The organism is Mycobacteroides immunogenum (assembly GCF_001605725.1).
Classification (GTDB): Bacteria; Actinomycetota; Actinomycetes; order Mycobacteriales; family Mycobacteriaceae; genus Mycobacterium; species Mycobacterium immunogenum.
Genome location: NZ_CP011530.1, coordinates 1,140,563 through 1,159,024, shown reverse-complemented (window position 1 = coordinate 1,159,024; position 18,462 = coordinate 1,140,563). Strand labels below are relative to the sequence as shown.

Here is an 18,462-nt window from a genome sequence, read left to right as displayed (position 1 = left end):
GATCATGCTCAAGGGATTCAGAGATTTTCTGCTGCGTGGCAACGTCATTGACCTCGCAGTCGCGGTGGTCATCGGTGCGGCCTTCACTGCGCTGGTCACCAAGTTCAGCGACGCGATTATTCAGCCGTTGATCAATCGGATTGGTACGGGACCGGATTCGGATCACCCCGCGCTCAAGGTGAGTATCGGTGGCGGACAGTACCTGGACTTCAATGTCTTGGTCACCGCAACCATCAACTTCGTCCTGATCGCGGCGGTCGTCTACTTCCTGGTCGTGCTGCCGTACAACACGATCAAGGAGCGGTTGGCCAAGTCGGGCGAGGAGCCTGCCGCCCAGACCGAGGCGGAGCTGCTCGTCGAGATTCGCGACCTGCTCGCCGAGCAGAAGAAGGCGTCCTAAGCGCCTTCTTCTGCCGATCGGCAGTTACTTCATGTCCCAGGTTTCGCCGTACGTGGTGACACTGTCACCCGCCGAACTGATCAACCGGGCGTAGGGGCGCAGCAGCACACCACCGGCCGCACCGGTCACCGTGCCGTGCGCATTGGATACAGCAACCGCACCCTTAGGGCCCGAGATGGCCACCGAGAACGTGGCGACCTCCTGGATGCCGGGGCCGTTGCCCAAGTCCACGTTGATGCCAGCGCTGGGCAGCAGGTTCGTGGTCTGCACATACGACGCTTCCGGGCTACCACCGAAGGCGTTCGGAATACCGTAAAGAATCGAGGTATTCGGCGTCGTGTAGTTGAAGTTCAAACCCACACCCAGCGACCACGGGTAACCCACCTGATAACCCAGCTCCAGAGTGCCCTCGAACGCATCGGCGCCCGCCCCGGTCACCTCGTAGACGGCACGCCCCGAGTGGAACCACTCACGCGTGAGGCGGTTGCGGTCCAGCGGAAATACACCATTGAGAAAGGTGTCCCACTGCTGAATACGCAGCAACCGCCCCTTGCCATCAACCAGCGTCAGCTCATCGTCCAGGCCCGCGCTCGCGGTCCCCGACCCGATGATCGCCAACCCCGCTATCCCGACGACGAGTACCAAAGACGTGAGGGTTTTCCGCACCGTCTGCCGGATGCCAACCGTTCTCATTTAGCTCCCTCAATTCTCGGGCGAACAGATACCAGCGCAAATACCTATTTCGCCAAGACCACGTTGTTGCTCAGGCGCGCCCAACGTAACGGCCAAATCATCTCTGAGAGTTTCTCGAATGTTTCGGGCAGGCTAACTCACAGCAGATGTACAGATATGTGCAGTGTCCTATATATACGGGCCCATTCAGTAATGGCGACTACCGCATATCCCAGGTTTCGCCGTACGTGGTGACGCTGTCACCCGCGCTGCTGATCAGGCGCGCAAAAGGGCGCAGCAGCACGCCGCCGGCCGCACCGGTCACCGTGCCGTGCGCATTGGATACAGCAACCGCACCCTTAGGGCCCGAGATGGCCACCGAAAAGGTCGCGACCTCCTGGATGCCGGGGCCGTTGCCCAGGTCCACGTTGATGCCAGCGCTGGGCAGCAGGTTCGTGGTCTGCACATACGACGCCTCGGGGTTGCCGCCGAAGGCGTTCGGAATACCGTAAAGAATCGAAGCATTGGGCGTCGTGTAGTTGAAGTTCAAACCCACACCCAGCGACCACGGGTAACCCACCTGATAACCCAGCTCCAGGGTGCCCTCGAACGCATCGGCGCCCGCCCCGGTCACCTCGTAGACGGCACGCCCCGAGTGGAACCACTCACGCGTGAGGCGGTTGCGGTCCAGCGGAAACACACCATTGAGAAAGGTGTCCCACTGCTGAATACGCAGCAACCGCCCCTTGCCATCAACCAGCGTCAGCTCATCATCAAGACCCGCATGCGCCGTCGCGGTGGCGACCAAGGCAATCACCATGACCATTGATATGGCAATGAGGCATTCGAGCAGCCGACGCGCACCATTACGCATGGGCGATCCCCTTGAACAGCGCGATGGCGCATTGACGTACGTGAGGCCGTCAATCTAGCAGGAGAACGCACTATCTGGAAACGCGTGTTACCCAGATAGAAAGGGGGGATTGCGCTACTTCATGTCCCAGGTTTCGCCGTACGTGGTGACACTGTCACCCGCCGAACTGATCAACCGGGCGTAGGGGCGCAGCAGCACACCACCGGCCGCGCCGGTCACCGTGCCGTGCGCGTTGCTTACCGCGACGGCACCCTTGGGACCCGCGACTGCCACCGAGAACGTGGCGACCTCCTGGATGCCGGGGCCGTTGCCCAAGTCCACGTTGATGCCAGCGCTGGGCAGCAGGTTGGTGGTCTGAATGTAGGAAGCTTCGGGGCTACCACCGAAAGTGTTGGGAATACCGTAGAGAATCGAGGTATTCGGCGTCGTGTAGTTGAAGTTCAAACCCACGCCCAACGACCACGGGTAACCGACCTGGTAGCCGAGCTCCAGAGTGCCCTCAAACGCATCGGAACCCGCCCCGGTCACCTCATATACCGCGCGCCCCGAGTGGAACCACTCACGAGTGAGGCGGTTGCGGTCCAGCGGGAACACACCATTGAGGAAGGTGTCCCACTGCTGAATACGCAGCAAGCGACCCTTGCCGTCAACCAGCGTCAGTTCGTCATCGAGACCTGCATGCGCCGTCGCCGTCGTCGCAATGAGAGCAACAAGAGTCATGAGCAGAGCGCCGACCGCCAACACACTGCGGCGGGCCCAGCCCGATACCTTGCCCAACAGCTTCATTCTGTTCCTATCAGTCCCCTCATGGCGAACATGAGAATTTCCTTAGCGACGGACAGAAGGACGATATCGGCACGGTGACCACGCGGCAATCTGAACAACCATTCTGTTCGAACCCACTTCACCTCTGTGGGGGCGAGCCCGTGAGCGGGAAGTTAGCCAAACCTAGGACATCCGCAGGGTTAACGTTTGGGCGAGCAAGGATTTGCTGGAAAACAGCCGGAATTTTCGGGGAGAACCGCAACCCCGGATGGGTATACCAACTCTGCTACCTGCTTGATTCATCCATGAAATAGGCGCCGATACCCTAGCCGTGGTGCGGTGGGACGTTATCGCGCAACCACCGATCGTCCTCGTTTGCGCCACGTGAATCGTTCACGTCACGTTCATCTGGCCCCAGCGAAGGCACGGTCTGACCAAAGATTCGGTCGATGTCCGCATTGCTGGTACTTGTTCCCTCGCCGCCATTTTTGTGGCGAAGGTCACATTTCCGGCTACCCGGAGTCGACACCCGGTCAGATCTCCAGGCTAGATAGCTGCTCGATGATCTGAATCGCCATCGGCGTCACCGTCGCCATTCCGTCGCGCACGGCGGCACGGGTCCCGGCCACGTTGACCACCAGGGTGCTACCCGAAATGCCGGCGACACCACGGGACAGACCTGCTTCGGTAACGCCCGCAGCAAGCCCAGATGAGCGAATGGCCTCGGCAATACCCAGCAGTTCACGGTCAAGCAACGGCTGCGTTGCCTCGGGTGCGACGTCGCGCGGCGTCACTCCCGTGCCACCCACGGTTACCACCAGGTCCACGCCACCGATGACCGCAGTGTTCACCGCGTTCTGAATCTCCGTCAGATCACCCTCGACAACCACCACGCCGTCGACCACAAACCCGGCCTCCGAGAGCAGCTCAGTGACCAGCGGACCACTGGTGTCCTGATCTCCGTGGGCTGTCCTGTCGTTCACGATGACGACCAGAGATCGCCCCACCGGTCCTGCCTCAAGCTCCGCCATGGAAGCAACCGTAACCGCTCGCAGGGACATCTGAGTCATCGGGCGACCTCCCCCAGCGTCACATCGGCCGTCTTCTCCGGTCCGCCGTTGCCGTCGGTGTACGTCAACGTCACCTTGTCACCGGGCGCCTTGGAGCGCACCGCCGCTACGAGCCCGTCGGCACTGTTCACCGGGCGGCTGTCTACCTTGGTGACGATCGCACCGTTGGGCACCCCGGCCTTCTCGGCGGCGCCACCGGCAACCACCTCGACGATTCGGGCGCCCTGGACGTCCTTGTCATTGCCCACCCGGACTCCGAGCGAGGCGTGCGTGGCGTGGCCGGTGGCGATCAGCTGATCGGCAACGCGTTTGGCCTGGTCGACCGGAATCGCAAAGCCCAGGCCGATCGATCCGCCCTGTGTCTCACCACTGGAGTCGCCGCCCATGGTCGCGATCGCGGAGTTGATGCCCACCAGTTCGCCGTTCAGGTTGACCAGCGCGCCACCAGAGTTACCCGGATTGATCGCGGCATCGGTCTGAATCGCGTCCAACACGGTGTCCTGATTACCGGCCTGCCCCGCGGTGAACACCGGGCGGTTCAGCGAGCTGACGATGCCGGTGGTGACCGTGCCGTCAAGGCCCAACGGGGATCCGATCGCGACAACCGATTGGCCCACAACCAAATTCGCAGACGACCCGAGCGCGATCGGGGTAAGGCCCGAGGCCCCGGTGATGCGCACCACCGCGATGTCGGTGCCGGGATCGATTCCCACCACCGTGAAGGGCGAGGTCTTGCCACCGGCGATGGTGGCCGTGGTCTTGGCACCGGGGTCTCCGGCTGCCTGCACGACGTGCGCGTTGGTAAGCACCAAACCGTCGGCGGAAAGGATCACTCCGGAGCCCTCTTCGCTCGACCGGCCCATGACCGTCTCAAGCTTCACGACGCTCGGAAGTACCTTGGCCGCAACCTGTTCCACCGATCCCGCGGGCAGTGACGCAACCGGCTGGGCGGCCGGCGGGCGCCCCGGCGCGATGGGGGTCAGCCCGGTGCTGCTGCTGGTGACGACGGGCGCCTTGTGTTGACGTTCGGCGACAACGGCTCCCACCGTGCCACCCAGACCGCCGGAGACCAGGGCCAGGACGACGGCACCCACGACAAGCCCGCCGTTGCCCCGCCCCTTGGGCTCTGACGGACGCTGCGGCTGCTGGGCCGGACGCTGTTGATTGGGCTGCTGCGACGTGTAGGGGTATGCCTGCCCCTGATAATGATGATTGGACGCGGCGTGGTGATTCGGCGCTTGATGATGCCCATGTTGCCCCGCGAAAGGGCCGGACGGCCGGTAGGCCCAGCCGCCGTGGGGGTCGTTCGTCATAGCTGCTTCCTCACAAGTCCTTCTTAGGCGTTCGCGATCATCTAGCTTGGGTGCCACGCTGCCGGAACGGACTGAGAATCCACTGAGATCTCCCTCGCGTTCGGCACAGAGTTCCGGCGGCCTGCCGTATCGCCCATACTCGGCGGCACGATGGGTCCCGGCCTGCCCGGTAGGAGCACGTGCATCGAGGTCCCCGGCGCCGGTTCACCGTCGATCACGGCACCGGGATCAGTCTCCTCAACCTTAATGGCGCCACCATGTTTGAGCACTACTTGTTTAACGATGGCCAACCCCAAGCCGGAGCCCGGCATTCCCCGTGCCGGAGTGGCCCGGTAGAACCGCTCGAAGACCAGGTCACGCTCGGCGGGTGGGATTCCCGGACCGCGGTCGGAAATGACCAGCTCGGCGTGGGCGGCGTCGACCTGCGCGAGCCGCACCGACACCGTGGTGCCCGAGGGGCTCCATTTGGCGGCGTTGTCCAGCAGATTGAGAACCGCGCGTGACAGTCCCGCGGCGTCGCCGTAGACCTGCCAGGGCTGCATCACGACGTCGAACTCAATATCGTTGCGGCGGCGACGAACTCGCTCTAGCGTGCCCTCCACCACCTCGACCAAGTCGACCGGCTCGTGCACGATGTCGGCGCCGTCGCCACGCGCAAGATCAACCAAATCGCCCACCAGTGTGGACAATTCCTCGATCTGGGCGATCACATCTTGCTGCAGTGCCTGCATCTCTTCGTCGGGCAGGCGCGGAGCGCCGGGCTGCATGGCGGCCATCAGTAGCTCGGTGTTGGTACGCAGTGAGGTAAGCGGGGTGCGTAGCTCATGGCCCGCGTCCGTCACCAGGCGTGCCTGGCGGTCACGCGACTCGGCCAGGGCACGCAACATCGTGTTGAAACTGATGGTGAGCCGCGCCAGCTCATCGCTGCCGGTGACGGCGATGGGGCGTAGGTCATCGGTTCTGGCCACGCGCTCGGCGGCGTCGGTGAGCCGGGCCACCGGCCGCAGCCCGGTACCGGCCACCATGGCTCCGGCCGCAGCGGCCACCGCGACACCCACGCCGCCGACGATCAACAGCACCCAGCCCAGCCGCCGCAGCACCGTGTCGGTGGGGTCGAGCGATTTGGCCATGATCAGCGTGCTGCCGTTGTCGAGCCGAAGGGCAAGCACGCGTTGATGATTCACGGTACGCAGCGACTGCTCTAGGTCGCCGCGGGTGACCGCCTGCTCGGGAGTGCCGTAGGGAATGGTCTGGCCCTGCTGGGTTGCCGAGAAGGTGATGAGTCCCGGGAAGATCAGCTTGGCGTTGACGTCGGCCGAATACGCGGTGCCTTCGATGGCGCGGCGGGGATCCACCGACAGCAATCCGCTGCCGATGAGCAGATTGGCGCGATCGTTGAGCTGCTTATCGACGTCGCGATACAGCGCCGTCGATACCAGTAGGTAAGACGCGACGGCCATGAGCACCACGACCATCGCCACCATGGACATCGCGAGCAGCATCACGCGCCAGCGCAGCGATACCGATGAGCTGGTTGCCCGCAGTGGAGAGAATATTGCCGCGCTGGAGCCCCGCATCCGCCTCGGCATCCGTAGTGTCGCCATGGGGATTACGGAGGGGTCTCCCGCAACACGTAGCCGACACCGCGAACGGTGTGAATGAGCCGGAGCTCGCCTTCGGCCTCGGTCTTGCGTCGCAGATATCCGACATACACCTCAAGGGCATTGCCGGACGTCGGAAAGTCGAACCCCCACACCTCTTCCAGGATGCGGCTGCGGGTGAGCACCCGCCGGGGGTTGGCCATCAGCATTTCCAGCAGCGCGAATTCCGTACGCGTCAGGCTGATCGAACGCGTGCCCCGATGCACCTCACGGGTGATGGGGTCGAGCGTCAGGTCGCCGAAGCTGAGTGTGGCCGCGTCGGCAGATTCGTCGACTGTGGTGCGGCGCAGCAGCGCGCGCATCCGGGCCAAAAGCTCCTCCAGCGCGAAGGGCTTGGGTAGGTAGTCATCGGCGCCCGCGTCGAGCCCGGCCACCCGCTCCGAGACCGAATCACGGGCGGTGAGGACCAGGATCGGCAGATCGTCCCCCGTGCTGCGCAGACGACGACACACCTCGAGCCCGTCGAGCTTGGGCATCATCACGTCGAGCACCAACGCATCGGGACGATCGTTGGCGATGACGTTCAGCGCATCGACACCGTCCTCGGCCAGATCGACCGAGTAGCCATTGAAGGACAAGGACCGCCGCAACGACTCGCGCACCGCACGATCGTCGTCGACTACAAGAATTCGCACAGGGACCAGTGTTAACCGTGCGGCTGAGATATTACTGAGGAAGCCCGAGAATCGGCTCTCTCAGTGTTCAGCGACGGTCGAGGTCGATGAGCCCGAGGCGGGCAGCCTTCAGCAGACGACGGGGAACCTTGTGGTTCTGTCCGCCGACAGTGACATTGACCAGCTCAGTGGCGGTGGCCTTCCACTGCGAGCGCCGGCTACGGGTGTTCGAGCGGGACATTCTCCGCTTGGGGACGGCCATGGTCGCGCCCTCTCCTTATTTCTTAGGTTTCTGATTCATTCGCCCACGCCGCGCCAGCATGTTGGGCGCAGCGAGCGACAATCAGGACACGATAGCCGGTAGCGGGCATGAGCTGCAAATTTGCCCCGATCAATCCGCGCCGACACGCCGCATAGCGGCGGTTATGTATCGCATTTTCTCACCATAAGACGGCGTGTCGACGCTGCCGGGCGGCTCGGCCAACCACTTGGTTGGACCGCTAGATTGACGTTTTAGTGCGTGGGGTAATTTGGCAGCGCACGAGCAGTCGACGCCGACCTCGAGAGGACCACCGTGACTATTGCGCCGGTACGAATTGGGAACTGTTCAGGCTTCTACGGGGACCGAATATCGGCCATGCACGAGATGCTCACCGGAGGTGAGCTCGACTACCTGACCGGCGACTATCTCGCCGAGCTGACCATGCTCATCCTGGGCCGCGATCGCGCCAAGGCACCCGAGCGGGGCTACGCCAAGACTTTCCTGCGTCAACTCGAGCAGTGCCTCGGCCTGGCCCAGGACAAGGGTGTGCGGATCGTCGCCAACGCCGGCGGCCTGAATCCCGCGGGCCTGGCAGACGCCATCCGCGCGCTCTCCGAGAAGCTGGGTATCCCAACCAGCGTGGCGCATGTCGAGGGCGATGACCTGCTGCCCCGCGCCGCCGAACTCGGGCTCGGGGCGCCGCTGACCGCCAACGCCTACCTGGGCGCCTGGGGCATTGTGGAATGCCTCAACTCCGGGGCCAACGTCGTGGTCACCGGCCGGGTCACCGACGCCTCGGTCATCGTCGGCCCCGCCGCCGCACACTTCGGCTGGCGCCGTGACGACTACGACAAGCTGGCCGGTGCGGTCGCGGCTGGGCACATCATCGAGTGCGGCACCCAGGCCACCGGCGGCAACTACGCCTTCTTCACCGAGATCGCCGATCTCTCACATCCCGGGTTCCCGTTGGCCGAGGTGTACGAGGACGGATCCTCCGTGATCACCAAGCACGCCGGAACCGGCGGCGCCGTCAGCGTGGGCACGGTCACCGCACAGCTGCTCTACGAGGTCACCGGCGGCCGCTACGCCAATCCCGACGTGACCACCCGCCTGGATACCCTGCAGCTCGACACCGAGGGCCCGGACCGCGTGCGTGTCTCCGGCGTGACGGGCGAGGCACCGCCACCCGATCTGAAGGTGTCGCTGAACGCGCTGGGCGGCTTCCGCAATCAGATGACCTTCGTGCTGACCGGGCTGGACATCGATGCCAAGGCGGAGCTGACCCGCAAGCAGCTCGAGGCCGCGCTGTCCTCCCCACCCGAGGACATTCAGTGGACACTGGGGCGCACCGATCATCCGAACGCCGATACCGAACAGGCTGCCAGCGCGCTGCTACATGTCATGGTGCGCGACTCCGACCCCAACAAGGTGGGCCGGCAGTTCTCGAGTGCGGCGGTCGAACTGGCGCTGGCGAGTTACCCCGGCTTCCACGTCACCACACCACCCAAGGACGGCGAGCCGTACGGCGTGTTCACACCGGGATACGTCCCCGCCGACAAGGTTCCGCATGTGGCGGTGCTGGCCGACGGTACCCGCGTCGATATCGCCCAGGCGTCCCAGACCCAACCACTCGCCGACGCCCCCGCGGCGGCATTACCCGAACCGCTGCCCGCAGGCCCGGTACGGCGCGCGCCACTGGGCACGCTCGCGGGCGCCCGCAGCGGCGACAAGGGCGGTAGCGCCAATGTCGGCGTCTGGGTGCGTACCGACGAGGAATATCGTTGGCTCGCACATGCTTTGACCGTCGACGCATTGCGCGAGTTGCTCCCGGAAGTCGAGCACCTCGAGGTCGCGCGGTACCTATTGCCCAAGCTGCGGGCCGTGAACTTCGTGATCCAGGACATCCTCGGCAAGGGCGTGGCTTACCAGGCCCGGTTCGACCCCCAGGCCAAGGGCATTGGCGAATGGCTGCGTTCCCGTGAGATCGACATCCCCGAATCCCTATTGGAAGGAAAGTAACCACCGTGAATTCCTGGAACACCCCGGAGCGCAAGGCGCTTCGGGAGACGGTGCGTGACTTCGCCGAACGCGAGATCCTGCCGAATGTCACCGAATGGGAACGTGAGGGTCTACTCCCCCGCGAATTGCACCGCAAGGCAGGCGATTTGGGCCTTCTCGGCCCCGGCTCCCCCGAGGAGGTCGGCGGCGGGGGCGGCGATGCCATCGACCCCGTGATCGTGTGCGAGGAACTGCACTACGCGGGCGTGCCCGGTGGCGTGTTCGCCTCCCTGTTCACCTGTGGAATCTCCACGCCGCACATGATCGCCTCCGGCGATCAGCGGCTCATCGACACCTACGTGAAGCCGACCCTGGCCGGCGACCTGATCGGCTCACTGGCCATCACCGAACCCGGCGGTGGGTCCGATGTCGGACACCTGACCACATCGGCGAAGCGGGATGGCGATCACTACATCGTCAACGGCGCCAAGACCTTCATCACCTCCGGCGTGCGCGCAGACTATGTGGTGACTGCTGTACGCACTGGAGGCGCGGGCGCGGCCGGTGTCTCCCTGCTGCTGATCGACAAGGAAACACCGGGATTTGAGGTAACCCGCAAGCTCGACAAGATGGGCTGGCGTTCCTCGGACACCGCCGAGCTGTCCTTCACCGATGTGCGCGTGCCCGCCGAGAACCTGGTGGGAGCGGAGAACACCGGATTCGCGCAGATCGCCGGCGCATTCGTCTCGGAGCGCATCGGTCTTGCCGCCCAGGCCTACGCGAGCGCGCAGCGCTGCCTGGACCTGACGGTCCAATGGTGCCGCAATCGGGAGACGTTCGGCCGCCCGCTCATTTCCCGCCAATCGGTGCAGAACACCCTCGCCGAGATGGCGCGCCGGGTCGATGTCGCGCGGGTGTACACACACGTGCTGGTCGACCGGGCCAACGCGGGTGAGACCAATCTGATCGCCGAGGTGTGCTTCGCCAAGAACACCGCCGTCGAAGCCGGCGAATGGGTGGCCAACCAGGGCGTCCAACTATTCGGAGGCATGGGCTACATGTCCGAGAGCGAAATCGAACGGCAGTATCGCGACATGCGCATCATCGGAATCGGTGGTGGCACCACCGAAATCCTGACCTCGTTGGCAGCCAAGCTGCTGGGGTTCCAGTCATGACCATCCTGCGCACCGCCGTCAACACCAATTCGCCCGAATACGCCGCCGCAGCCGAGGCCATGGAGACCAAGCTGGCCGAGGTCAATGCCGAGACCGCCAAGGCCCTGGCCGGCGGCGGTGACAAATACGTTGCCCGGCACCATGAACGCGGGAAGCTGCTGGCACGCGAGCGCATCGAGCTCCTGATCGACCCCGACTCCCCATTCCTGGAGCTGTGCCCACTCGCCGCCTGGGGCAGCGATTTCACCGTCGGCGCCTCCCTGGTCACCGGTATCGGGGTGGTCGAAGGTGTCGAATGCATGATCGTGGCCAACGACCCCACCGTGAAGGGTGGCACCAGCAACCCGTGGACGTTGCGTAAGGTGCTGCGGGCCAACGACATTGCTTTCAAGAATCGCTTGCCGGTGATTTCTCTGGTGGAATCCGGCGGCGCCGACCTGCCCACCCAGAAGGAAGTGTTCGTACCCGGCGGACAGATGTTCCGCGATCTCACTCGCCTCTCGGCCGCCGGCATCCCGACCATCGCCCTGGTGTTCGGCAACTCAACGGCCGGTGGCGCGTACATCCCCGGCATGTCCGACCACGTCGTGATGATCAAGGAACGCTCCAAGGTGTTCTTGGCGGGTCCCCCGCTGGTCAAGATGGCGACCGGCGAGGAGTCCGACGACGAGTCGCTGGGCGGCGCCGAAATGCACTCTCGTGTCTCGGGATTGGGTGACTACCTGGCCGTGGACGAGCAGGACGCGGTGCGGCTGGGCCGCCAGATCGTTTCGCGCCTGAACTGGGTCAAGAAGGGGCCGAAGCCCGCCGCGGTGGTCGAGCCGATCGCCGATCAGGAAGAGCTCATCGGCATCGTCCCCGGCGATCTGCGCATCCCCTTCGATCCGCGCGAGGTCATCGCGCGGATCGTCGATGGCTCTGAATTCGACGAATTCAAAGAGCAATACGGCTCGTCACTGGTTACCGGGTGGGCGCGCCTGCACGGGTATCCGATCGGCATCCTGGCCAATGCGCGGGGCGTTCTGTTCAGCGAAGAGGCGCAAAAGGCCACCCAATTCATCCAGTTGGCCAACCAGACCAACACGCCACTGTTGTTCGTACACAACACCACCGGGTACATGGTGGGCAAGGAGTACGAAGAGGGCGGCATGATCAAACACGGATCGATGATGATCAACGCCGTGTCGAACTCGACGGTGCCGCACCTGTCACTCATCGTCGGCGCCTCCTATGGCGCGGGCCACTACGGCATGTGCGGGCGCGCGTACGACCCCCGATTCCTCTTCGCGTGGCCCAGCGCCAAGTCCGCCGTGATGGGCGGCACCCAGCTGGCAGGCGTCATCTCCATCGTCAGCCGCGCCGCCGCCGCAGCGCGCGGCCAGGCTGTCAATGAGGAAGCCGACGCCGCCATGAAAGCAGCCATCGAGGCACAGATTGAAGCCGAGTCGCTGCCGATGTTCATGTCCGGCCGTCTGTACGACGACGGGGTGATCGATCCCCGCGATACCCGGGCAGTTCTGGGTATGTGCTTGTCCGCCATTGCCAATGGACCAATCGAGGGGACGTCGAACTTCGGCGTCTTCCGGATGTGAGGTTAGGAATCCAATGACTGTCACCTCCGTTTTGGTGGCCAATCGCGGCGAGATCGCGCGCCGCGTCTTCGCCACCTGCCGCAAACTGGGGCTGGGTACCGTCGCCGTCTATTCGGATGCCGACGCCGACAGCCCGCACGTATCCGAGGCCGATGCCGCGGTTCACCTGCCCGGAACCTCCAGCGCCGAAACCTACCTGCGCGGCGAGCTCATCATCGCCGCGGCCAAGGCCACCGGCGCCGACGCGATCCATCCCGGCTACGGATTCCTCTCGGAGAATGCCGAATTCGCCCGTGCGGTGTCCGATGCCGGCCTCACCTGGATCGGGCCACCGGTTGCCGCCATCGAGTCGATGGGTTCGAAGATCGAATCCAAGAAGCTCATGGATGCTGCGGGCGTACCGGTGCTGGGACAACTCGACCCGGAGACCGTGACCGCCGCGCAGCTCCCGGTACTGGTCAAGGCCTCCGCAGGCGGCGGCGGCCGCGGCATGCGGATCGTTTCCGAGCTCGACAAGCTGCCCGGTGAAATCGCTGCGGCACAACGGGAAGCACAGTCGGCGTTCGGCGATCCGACCGTCTTCTGTGAGCGGTACCTGGGTACCGGGCGGCACATCGAGGTACAGGTGATGGCCGACTCCCACGGCACGGTGTGGGCCGTGGGCGAGCGCGAATGCTCCATCCAGCGCCGCCATCAGAAGGTCATCGAGGAGGCACCGTCCCCCCTGGTGACCCGTATCGACGGTATGCGGGAGCGCCTCTTCGAGGCGTCGCGCACCGCCGCGGCGGCCATCGGATACGTCGGCGCCGGAACCATGGAGTTCCTTGCCACCGAGGACGGCGAATTCTTCTTCCTGGAGATGAACACCCGCCTACAGGTGGAGCATCCGGTCACCGAATGCACCACCGGTCTGGACCTGGTGGCCCTGCAGATCCAGGTGGCAGATGGCGGCGAGCTTCCCGCCGAGTCACCGGCCATTCAGGGCCATTCGATCGAGGCGCGCCTGTACGCGGAGAACCCCGCGGCCGGATGGCAGCCACAGAGTGGCACGATACGCCGCTTCGAGATACCAGGCGCCACCGCGGAATTCCATCTCCCGGGACACCCGGGACGTAACGGCGTCCGCCTGGACTCGACGATCGTCGACGGCAGTGTGGTGTCGGTGCATTACGACCCGATGCTCGCCAAGGTCATCACGGTGGCGCCGACCCGCACCGAGGCGGCACGGCTGCTGGCCTCGACATTGGAACGCGCCCGCATACATGGGCTGACCACCAACCGCGACCTATTGGTCAATGTGTTGCGCCATCCGGCGTTCCTCGACGGCGACACCGATACCTCCTTCTTGGACAAGCACGGCCTGGACACGCTGGCCAAGCCACTGGCCGACGTGGCAGCGCACCAGTATTCGGCCCTCGCCGCCGCGCTTGCCGATGCCGCGGCGAACCGGGTCTCGGCGGTGGCCTGCGCCGCCGTCCCGAGCGGGTGGCGCAACCTGCGCGGTCCGTCTTCGGGTTTCCAGACCAAGGAATTCACGGCGGGTGAGAGCACCGTCAGCGTCAGGTACCGGCTCACCCGCACCGGCCTGGAGCTCGACAGCGCATCGGGCACTACCTGGCCCGCTATCGAACTGGTCTCGGCGACACCGGAACACGTGGTGCTTGTCATCGATGGTGTGCGCCGCGGCTTTGATATCGCGAGCTATGGGGATTCCGTCGACGTCGATTCACCGCTGGGTCCGGTGGCGTTGGCCGTGGTACCCCGATTCACCGACCCCAGTACCGAGGTCGCGGCGGGATCGCTCATCGCACCCATGCCGGGTGTGGTGCTGCGCCTCGGCGCGGCCGTGGGTGACACCGTCACCGCGGGTACCCCCATTGTGTGGCTGGAAGCCATGAAGATGGAACACACCATCGTCGCCCCCGCCGACGGCGTCGTCGAAATCCTGAATGTCGAGCCAGGACAACAAGTCGAGCTCGGCACCGTACTTGCCCAGCTGGCCGCCGAAGCCACCACAGAAGGAGATCCGTCATGACCCAGCCCAACCCGTACGTCGAGTCCGATGAGCGCAAGGCCCTGCGTCAGGCGGTGGCTTCTTTGGCCGCCAGCTACGGCCACGAGTACTACCTGGAGAAGTCCAAGACTCACGAGCCGCTGGCCGAACTGTGGGACGAGGCAGGCAAACTCGGCTTCCTCGGCGTCAACATTCCTGAGGAGTACGGCGGTGGCGGTGCCGGTATGTACGAGCTCGGGCTGGTCTTCGAAGAGCTCTCGGCCGCCGGTTGCCCACTGCTGTTGATGGTTGTCTCCCCGGCCATCAATGCCACCATCATCGCCCGCTATGGCACCGACGCCCAGAAGAAGTCCTGGCTGCCCGCCATGGCCGAGGGCAGCTTCAAGATGGCCTTCGCCATCACCGAGCCCGACGCCGGTTCCAACTCGCACAACATCATCACCACCGCCAAGCGCGACGGCGGCGACTGGATCCTCAACGGGCGCAAGGTGTTCATCTCCGGCGTCAATGAGGCCAACGCCGTGCTGGTGGTGGCCCGCACCGAAGAGGCCAAGACCGGCAAGCTCAAGCCCGCGCTGTTCGTGGTGCCGACAGACACCAAGGGATTCGAGTACACCCCCATCGACATGCAGTTGACGCTGCCCGAGCAGCAGTTCCAGGTGTTCCTGGATGACGTGCGCGTGCCCGGTGACGCGCTTGTCGGCTCCGAGGACGCCGCGCTGATGCAGCTGTTCGCCGGTCTGAACCCGGAACGAATCATGGGTGCTGCCAGTGGAGTTGGGCTGACCCGGCTCGCACTGAACAAGGCCACCGACTACGTCAAGACCCGTCAGGTGTGGAAGACGCCCATCGGTGCGCACCAGGCCATCGCCCACCCGCTGGCCGAGATCAAGGTCGAGTTGGAGCTGGCCAAGCTCATGATGCAGAAGGCCGCCACGCTGTACGACTGCGGTGACGACTGGGGTGCCGCGGAAGCCGCCAACATGGCCAAGTACGCGGCCGCCGACGTGGCCTGCCGCGCGGCGGACCGTGCCGTGCAATCCCTGGGCGGCAACGGGTTGACCACCGAGTACGGGGTGGCCCCGCTGTTGAACCTGTCCCGTTTCGGGCGCATCGCCCCGGTGAGCCGGGAGATGATCCTCAACTTCGTGGCGCAGACATCCCTGGGCCTGCCCCGTTCGTACTGATCCCTCCCGAGGAGACACACACCCATGAGCGAAACTCTGGTCCAGTACGAGGTGGAGGGCCGCGCCGCGCGCCTGACGCTCGACTCGCCGCACAACCGGAATGCCTTGTCCAGCGGGCTGGTACGGCAATTGCGGGAGGGACTGCAGCGGGCCGCCACCGACCAGACGGTGCGCGCCGTGGTGCTCACCCACACCGGCAACACCTTCTGTGCCGGAGCCGATCTGTCGGAGAGCACAGGGGCCTCCTCGGATCCCCAGGACATCGCCAAGGACCGGGCCGGTCAACTCACCGCACTGCTGCGCGACATCTTGGAGCTGCCGCTGCCCGTCATCATCGCCGTCAACGGCCATGTGCGGGCCGGCGGTTTCGGTCTCGTCGGTGCGGCGGATATCGCGGTGGCGGGTCCGGACAGCACGTTCGCACTCACCGAGGCACGCATCGGGGTGGCGCCATCGATCATCTCGCTGACCCTGCTGCCCCGGCTCACCAGCCGGGCCGCGGGACGCTACTTCGTCACCGGTGAGAAGTTCGATGCGCGGGTGGCCGCGGCGATCGGTTTGGTCACCAAGTCCGTCGACAGCCCCGAAGCTGTCGAGGCCGCGGTCACCTCGTTGGTGGATGACATCTCCCTCGGTTCGCCGCAGGGGCTGGCCGAATCGAAGCGGCTCACCACCGCGCCGATCCTCGCCGATTTCGATGCTCGTGCAGTCGAGTTGACGGAAACTTCGGCGCGACTGTTCGTGTCGCCAGAGGCCCAGGAGGGCATGATGGCCTTCTTGCAGAAGCGGCCTCCCGCCTGGCAAGTGTGAACCAAGCGGCACTACGAATGTAGTGCGCTGAGCAACACTATTGAACCGCGTGCCTTTATGCGCCGTTCGTCGTAGGCTCGGCGGTGATGAGCAACCTCCCTGAGCGGGTGACCGCATCGATGCGGGCCGCAGACGCCGACCGCATGCGCGTCGCGCAGCTTTTGTCCGATGCTGCCGCGCAGGGCCGGCTGGAACTCTCTGAGTTCGAGGAGCGCCTCACCAAGGTGTACTCGGCAAACACTTATGGTGAGCTTGATCAGCTCAGCGCGGATCTTCCCGCGGTCGCCACTTCCCCGGTTCGGGGTCAAGGAAGCAAGCCAGCGCCATCGACTGTGCTCATGGCCATCATGAGCGGATTCGAGCGGCGCGGCCGCTGGAATGTTCCTGGCAAGCTCACCTCATTCGCGCTGTGGGGTGGGGGCGTGCTGGACCTGCGCTACGCCGACTTCACCTCGAACGAGGTTGAGATCCGGTCCTTCTCCATCATGGGCGGACAGACCATCCTGTTGCCGCCCGAGGTCAACGTGGACGTCAAGGGTGTCGCGGTGATGGGTGGCTTCGATCACTCGGCCAGCGGCAACGGTGTGCAGGGCGCCCCGCATGTGACCGTCAAGGGGTTCTCGCTGTGGGGTGGAGTGAACGTCAAGCGGAAGCGGCGCAAGCGGCGCGAGTCGCTGGAAGAGCGCTAGCAAGATCGAGAGCACCGAACCGCCACAGTGCATTCAGCACCTGACGGCGGCGGTCAGCATCCAGATCCGACGCAAGGGCGGCGTCAAGATCATCCAGGGTGAACTCGCCGTCGAGCGCTAGAAATTCATCAAGGTTGACGGTGCCGCCGAAGGCGATATCCCGGCCGCGTGCCACCAGATGGGTTCGGTCTGTGCCTGCGACACACCGCACCACCCCGGGGTAGGCCCAGCCGAGTGCGGCATCGGCAGGGGGTGCGCTCGTGCGCAATGCCGCCACCTTGGGCGCCCGCAGATATCCCGCGGTGCGCTGCTTCGCCGCCGCGAGTTCGATGGTCGTCGGCAACGCCGAAAGCGTCTCGGGATCAGCGAGAGCGGCCAGCACCAGCCGCTGTACGTCGCCGAAGCTACGCGCCTCGTCCGCCGCGTCGAGCTGGGCGCCGAAGTGCTCGACCATCAAGTCCGAGAAGGTCTTTCGGATATCGGGCGGGAACAGGGTGACCCCCAGGAACACGGACGGACCCGTATTCCGGAAAAGGTGGTAGCGCCCCCGGGGAATGCATACGAAGTCGCCCGGGCGCAGCGTGTAGCGGCTGGCTCCGGGCAGCAGCCGATCAAAGTCGAACGAGACCTTGCCCAACGACGGGTTCTCGAACAGCTGGTGTTGGTCGATGCCGTCCGCTGGCCACACCCAGAGTTCCTTGAGGCCGGGCCCCAGGTGGAAGATCAGCGACGGCTCATCGTCCTTATGGATACCGAAGGGTGTCCACTCCACGTCGGCGATGAAGGTGTAGATATCGGCACCCAATATCAGATCTTGGTCTGGGACAAGGCTGCGCACCACGGACTGCGCGAACGCGGCCAGACCCAGATCCCACGACGACACGTCATTGATGGCGACGCATGCCGGCCGGCCATCGGCGGCTCCGGCGAGCCAGTCGGTCAATGATTGAGCCTCTTGCGGCGCGCTGCGCGAGAGCCGCTCGGTGAGTTTGAAGTCGAATTCACTGTCCCGGAATCCACGCAATCTCAACCCTTTTGCACCGCTGGTGGTCGCCGCACGCACTGCCGCCGTGATGCGCTCGGTAATGGCGCCAGGGGCGGGAACCAGAGCGGGCAGGAAGACGGTCTCCTGGTAGCGAGGGGCGTGGTCAGCGACGAATTGACGCCAACGAGGGTCTTGGACGAACACTGTTTTCGCCTCCGTGCTTGCATCCGGGGGCGGGTGGTCGATGAGACAACCACCCGCCCTCGGTGTCCACTCTTAGTGGCTGGCAACCATTTCCGTCGCGGTGACGATTTCCTCGTCCTCGACAACGATCTCTACGGCGATATCGCGCATGGCGGTTCCTTTCGTGTGACGGTTTAC

Annotated in this window: 18 protein-coding genes; 8 read left to right on the top strand and 10 right to left on the bottom strand. The window is 64.7% G+C overall.

Features of this window, described 5'->3' with window-relative positions; all coding sequences use genetic code 11:
- The first annotated feature begins 4 nt into the window (after positions 1–4).
- Entirely contained in the window at positions 5–400 is a 396-nt protein-coding gene (mscL, locus tag ABG82_RS05755; RefSeq protein ID WP_043078748.1) for a large-conductance mechanosensitive channel protein MscL, read from the top strand.
- A 24-nt stretch (positions 401–424) separates the two neighbouring features.
- Here the strand turns inward: mscL and ABG82_RS05750 are convergent, their stop codons facing one another.
- The 9 genes from ABG82_RS05750 to rpmF form a co-directional block, all read right to left on the bottom strand.
- On the bottom strand, positions 425–1,093 hold the full coding sequence (locus ABG82_RS05750; protein ID WP_054173098.1) for an MspA family porin: 669 nt from the start codon (positions 1,091–1,093) through the stop codon (positions 425–427).
- A gap of 199 nt (positions 1,094–1,292) precedes the next feature.
- Positions 1,293–1,898: an MspA family porin gene (locus ABG82_RS05745; protein WP_407661876.1), complete on the bottom strand. Its 606-nt coding sequence runs from the start codon at positions 1,896–1,898 to the stop codon at positions 1,293–1,295.
- A 162-nt stretch (positions 1,899–2,060) separates the two neighbouring features.
- Positions 2,061–2,732, bottom strand: coding sequence for an MspA family porin (locus ABG82_RS05740; RefSeq protein WP_054173100.1), 672 nt, complete (start codon positions 2,730–2,732; stop codon positions 2,061–2,063).
- 304 nt (positions 2,733–3,036) lie between these two features.
- Complete coding sequence (locus tag ABG82_RS29210) at positions 3,037–3,240, bottom strand: hypothetical protein (RefSeq protein ID WP_078343512.1); 204 nt, start codon at positions 3,238–3,240, stop codon at positions 3,037–3,039.
- A 4-nt stretch (positions 3,241–3,244) separates the two neighbouring features.
- Positions 3,245–3,742: a MogA/MoaB family molybdenum cofactor biosynthesis protein gene (locus ABG82_RS05735; protein ID WP_162269188.1), complete on the bottom strand. Its 498-nt coding sequence runs from the start codon at positions 3,740–3,742 to the stop codon at positions 3,245–3,247.
- A gap of 35 nt (positions 3,743–3,777) precedes the next feature.
- Complete coding sequence (locus ABG82_RS05730) at positions 3,778–5,094, bottom strand: S1C family serine protease (RefSeq protein WP_043078752.1); 1,317 nt, start codon at positions 5,092–5,094, stop codon at positions 3,778–3,780.
- A gap of 41 nt (positions 5,095–5,135) precedes the next feature.
- Positions 5,136–6,671, bottom strand: a complete 1,536-nt coding sequence (locus ABG82_RS05725) for a HAMP domain-containing sensor histidine kinase (RefSeq protein WP_043078753.1) — start codon at positions 6,669–6,671, stop codon at positions 5,136–5,138.
- A 32-nt stretch (positions 6,672–6,703) separates the two neighbouring features.
- Positions 6,704–7,390, bottom strand: coding sequence for a response regulator transcription factor (locus ABG82_RS05720; RefSeq protein ID WP_043078754.1), 687 nt, complete (start codon positions 7,388–7,390; stop codon positions 6,704–6,706).
- Positions 7,391–7,457: 67 nt separating this feature from the next.
- A complete protein-coding gene (gene rpmF, locus ABG82_RS05715; RefSeq protein WP_005063395.1) occupies positions 7,458–7,631 on the bottom strand; it encodes a 50S ribosomal protein L32 in 174 nt (57 codons plus the stop codon).
- A 312-nt stretch (positions 7,632–7,943) separates the two neighbouring features.
- Here rpmF and ABG82_RS05710 point away from each other — a divergent pair, with 312 nt between their 5' ends.
- The 7 genes from ABG82_RS05710 (at position 7,944) to ABG82_RS05680 (ending at position 17,096) form a co-directional block, all read left to right on the top strand.
- Positions 7,944–9,650: an acyclic terpene utilization AtuA family protein gene (locus ABG82_RS05710; RefSeq protein WP_043078755.1), complete on the top strand. Its 1,707-nt coding sequence runs from the start codon at positions 7,944–7,946 to the stop codon at positions 9,648–9,650.
- Between the two features lie 5 nt (positions 9,651–9,655).
- Positions 9,656–10,804, top strand: a complete 1,149-nt coding sequence (locus ABG82_RS05705) for an acyl-CoA dehydrogenase family protein (RefSeq protein ID WP_043078756.1) — start codon at positions 9,656–9,658, stop codon at positions 10,802–10,804.
- Positions 10,801–12,396, top strand: a complete 1,596-nt coding sequence (locus ABG82_RS05700; protein WP_043078757.1) for an acyl-CoA carboxylase subunit beta — start codon at positions 10,801–10,803, stop codon at positions 12,394–12,396. Before ABG82_RS05705 ends, ABG82_RS05700 begins: the two co-directional genes overlap by 4 nt.
- 13 nt (positions 12,397–12,409) lie before the next feature.
- Positions 12,410–14,431: an acetyl/propionyl/methylcrotonyl-CoA carboxylase subunit alpha gene (locus ABG82_RS05695; protein WP_043078758.1), complete on the top strand. Its 2,022-nt coding sequence runs from the start codon at positions 12,410–12,412 to the stop codon at positions 14,429–14,431.
- On the top strand, positions 14,428–15,597 hold the full coding sequence (locus ABG82_RS05690) for an acyl-CoA dehydrogenase family protein (RefSeq protein ID WP_005066378.1): 1,170 nt from the start codon (positions 14,428–14,430) through the stop codon (positions 15,595–15,597). Before ABG82_RS05695 ends, ABG82_RS05690 begins: the two co-directional genes overlap by 4 nt.
- A gap of 24 nt (positions 15,598–15,621) precedes the next feature.
- Positions 15,622–16,407, top strand: coding sequence for an enoyl-CoA hydratase family protein (locus tag ABG82_RS05685; protein ID WP_043078759.1), 786 nt, complete (start codon positions 15,622–15,624; stop codon positions 16,405–16,407).
- Positions 16,408–16,493: 86 nt separating this feature from the next.
- Positions 16,494–17,096 carry a DUF1707 SHOCT-like domain-containing protein gene (locus ABG82_RS05680; protein ID WP_043078760.1) on the top strand — a complete coding sequence of 201 codons (603 nt, stop codon included), beginning with the start codon at positions 16,494–16,496 and terminating at the stop codon, positions 17,094–17,096.
- Here the strand turns inward: ABG82_RS05680 and ABG82_RS05675 are convergent.
- Complete coding sequence (locus tag ABG82_RS05675; protein WP_043078761.1) at positions 17,050–18,285, bottom strand: cupin domain-containing protein; 1,236 nt, start codon at positions 18,283–18,285, stop codon at positions 17,050–17,052. The genes ABG82_RS05680 and ABG82_RS05675 overlap by 47 nt on opposite strands.
- Positions 18,286–18,462: the final 177 nt, after the last annotated feature.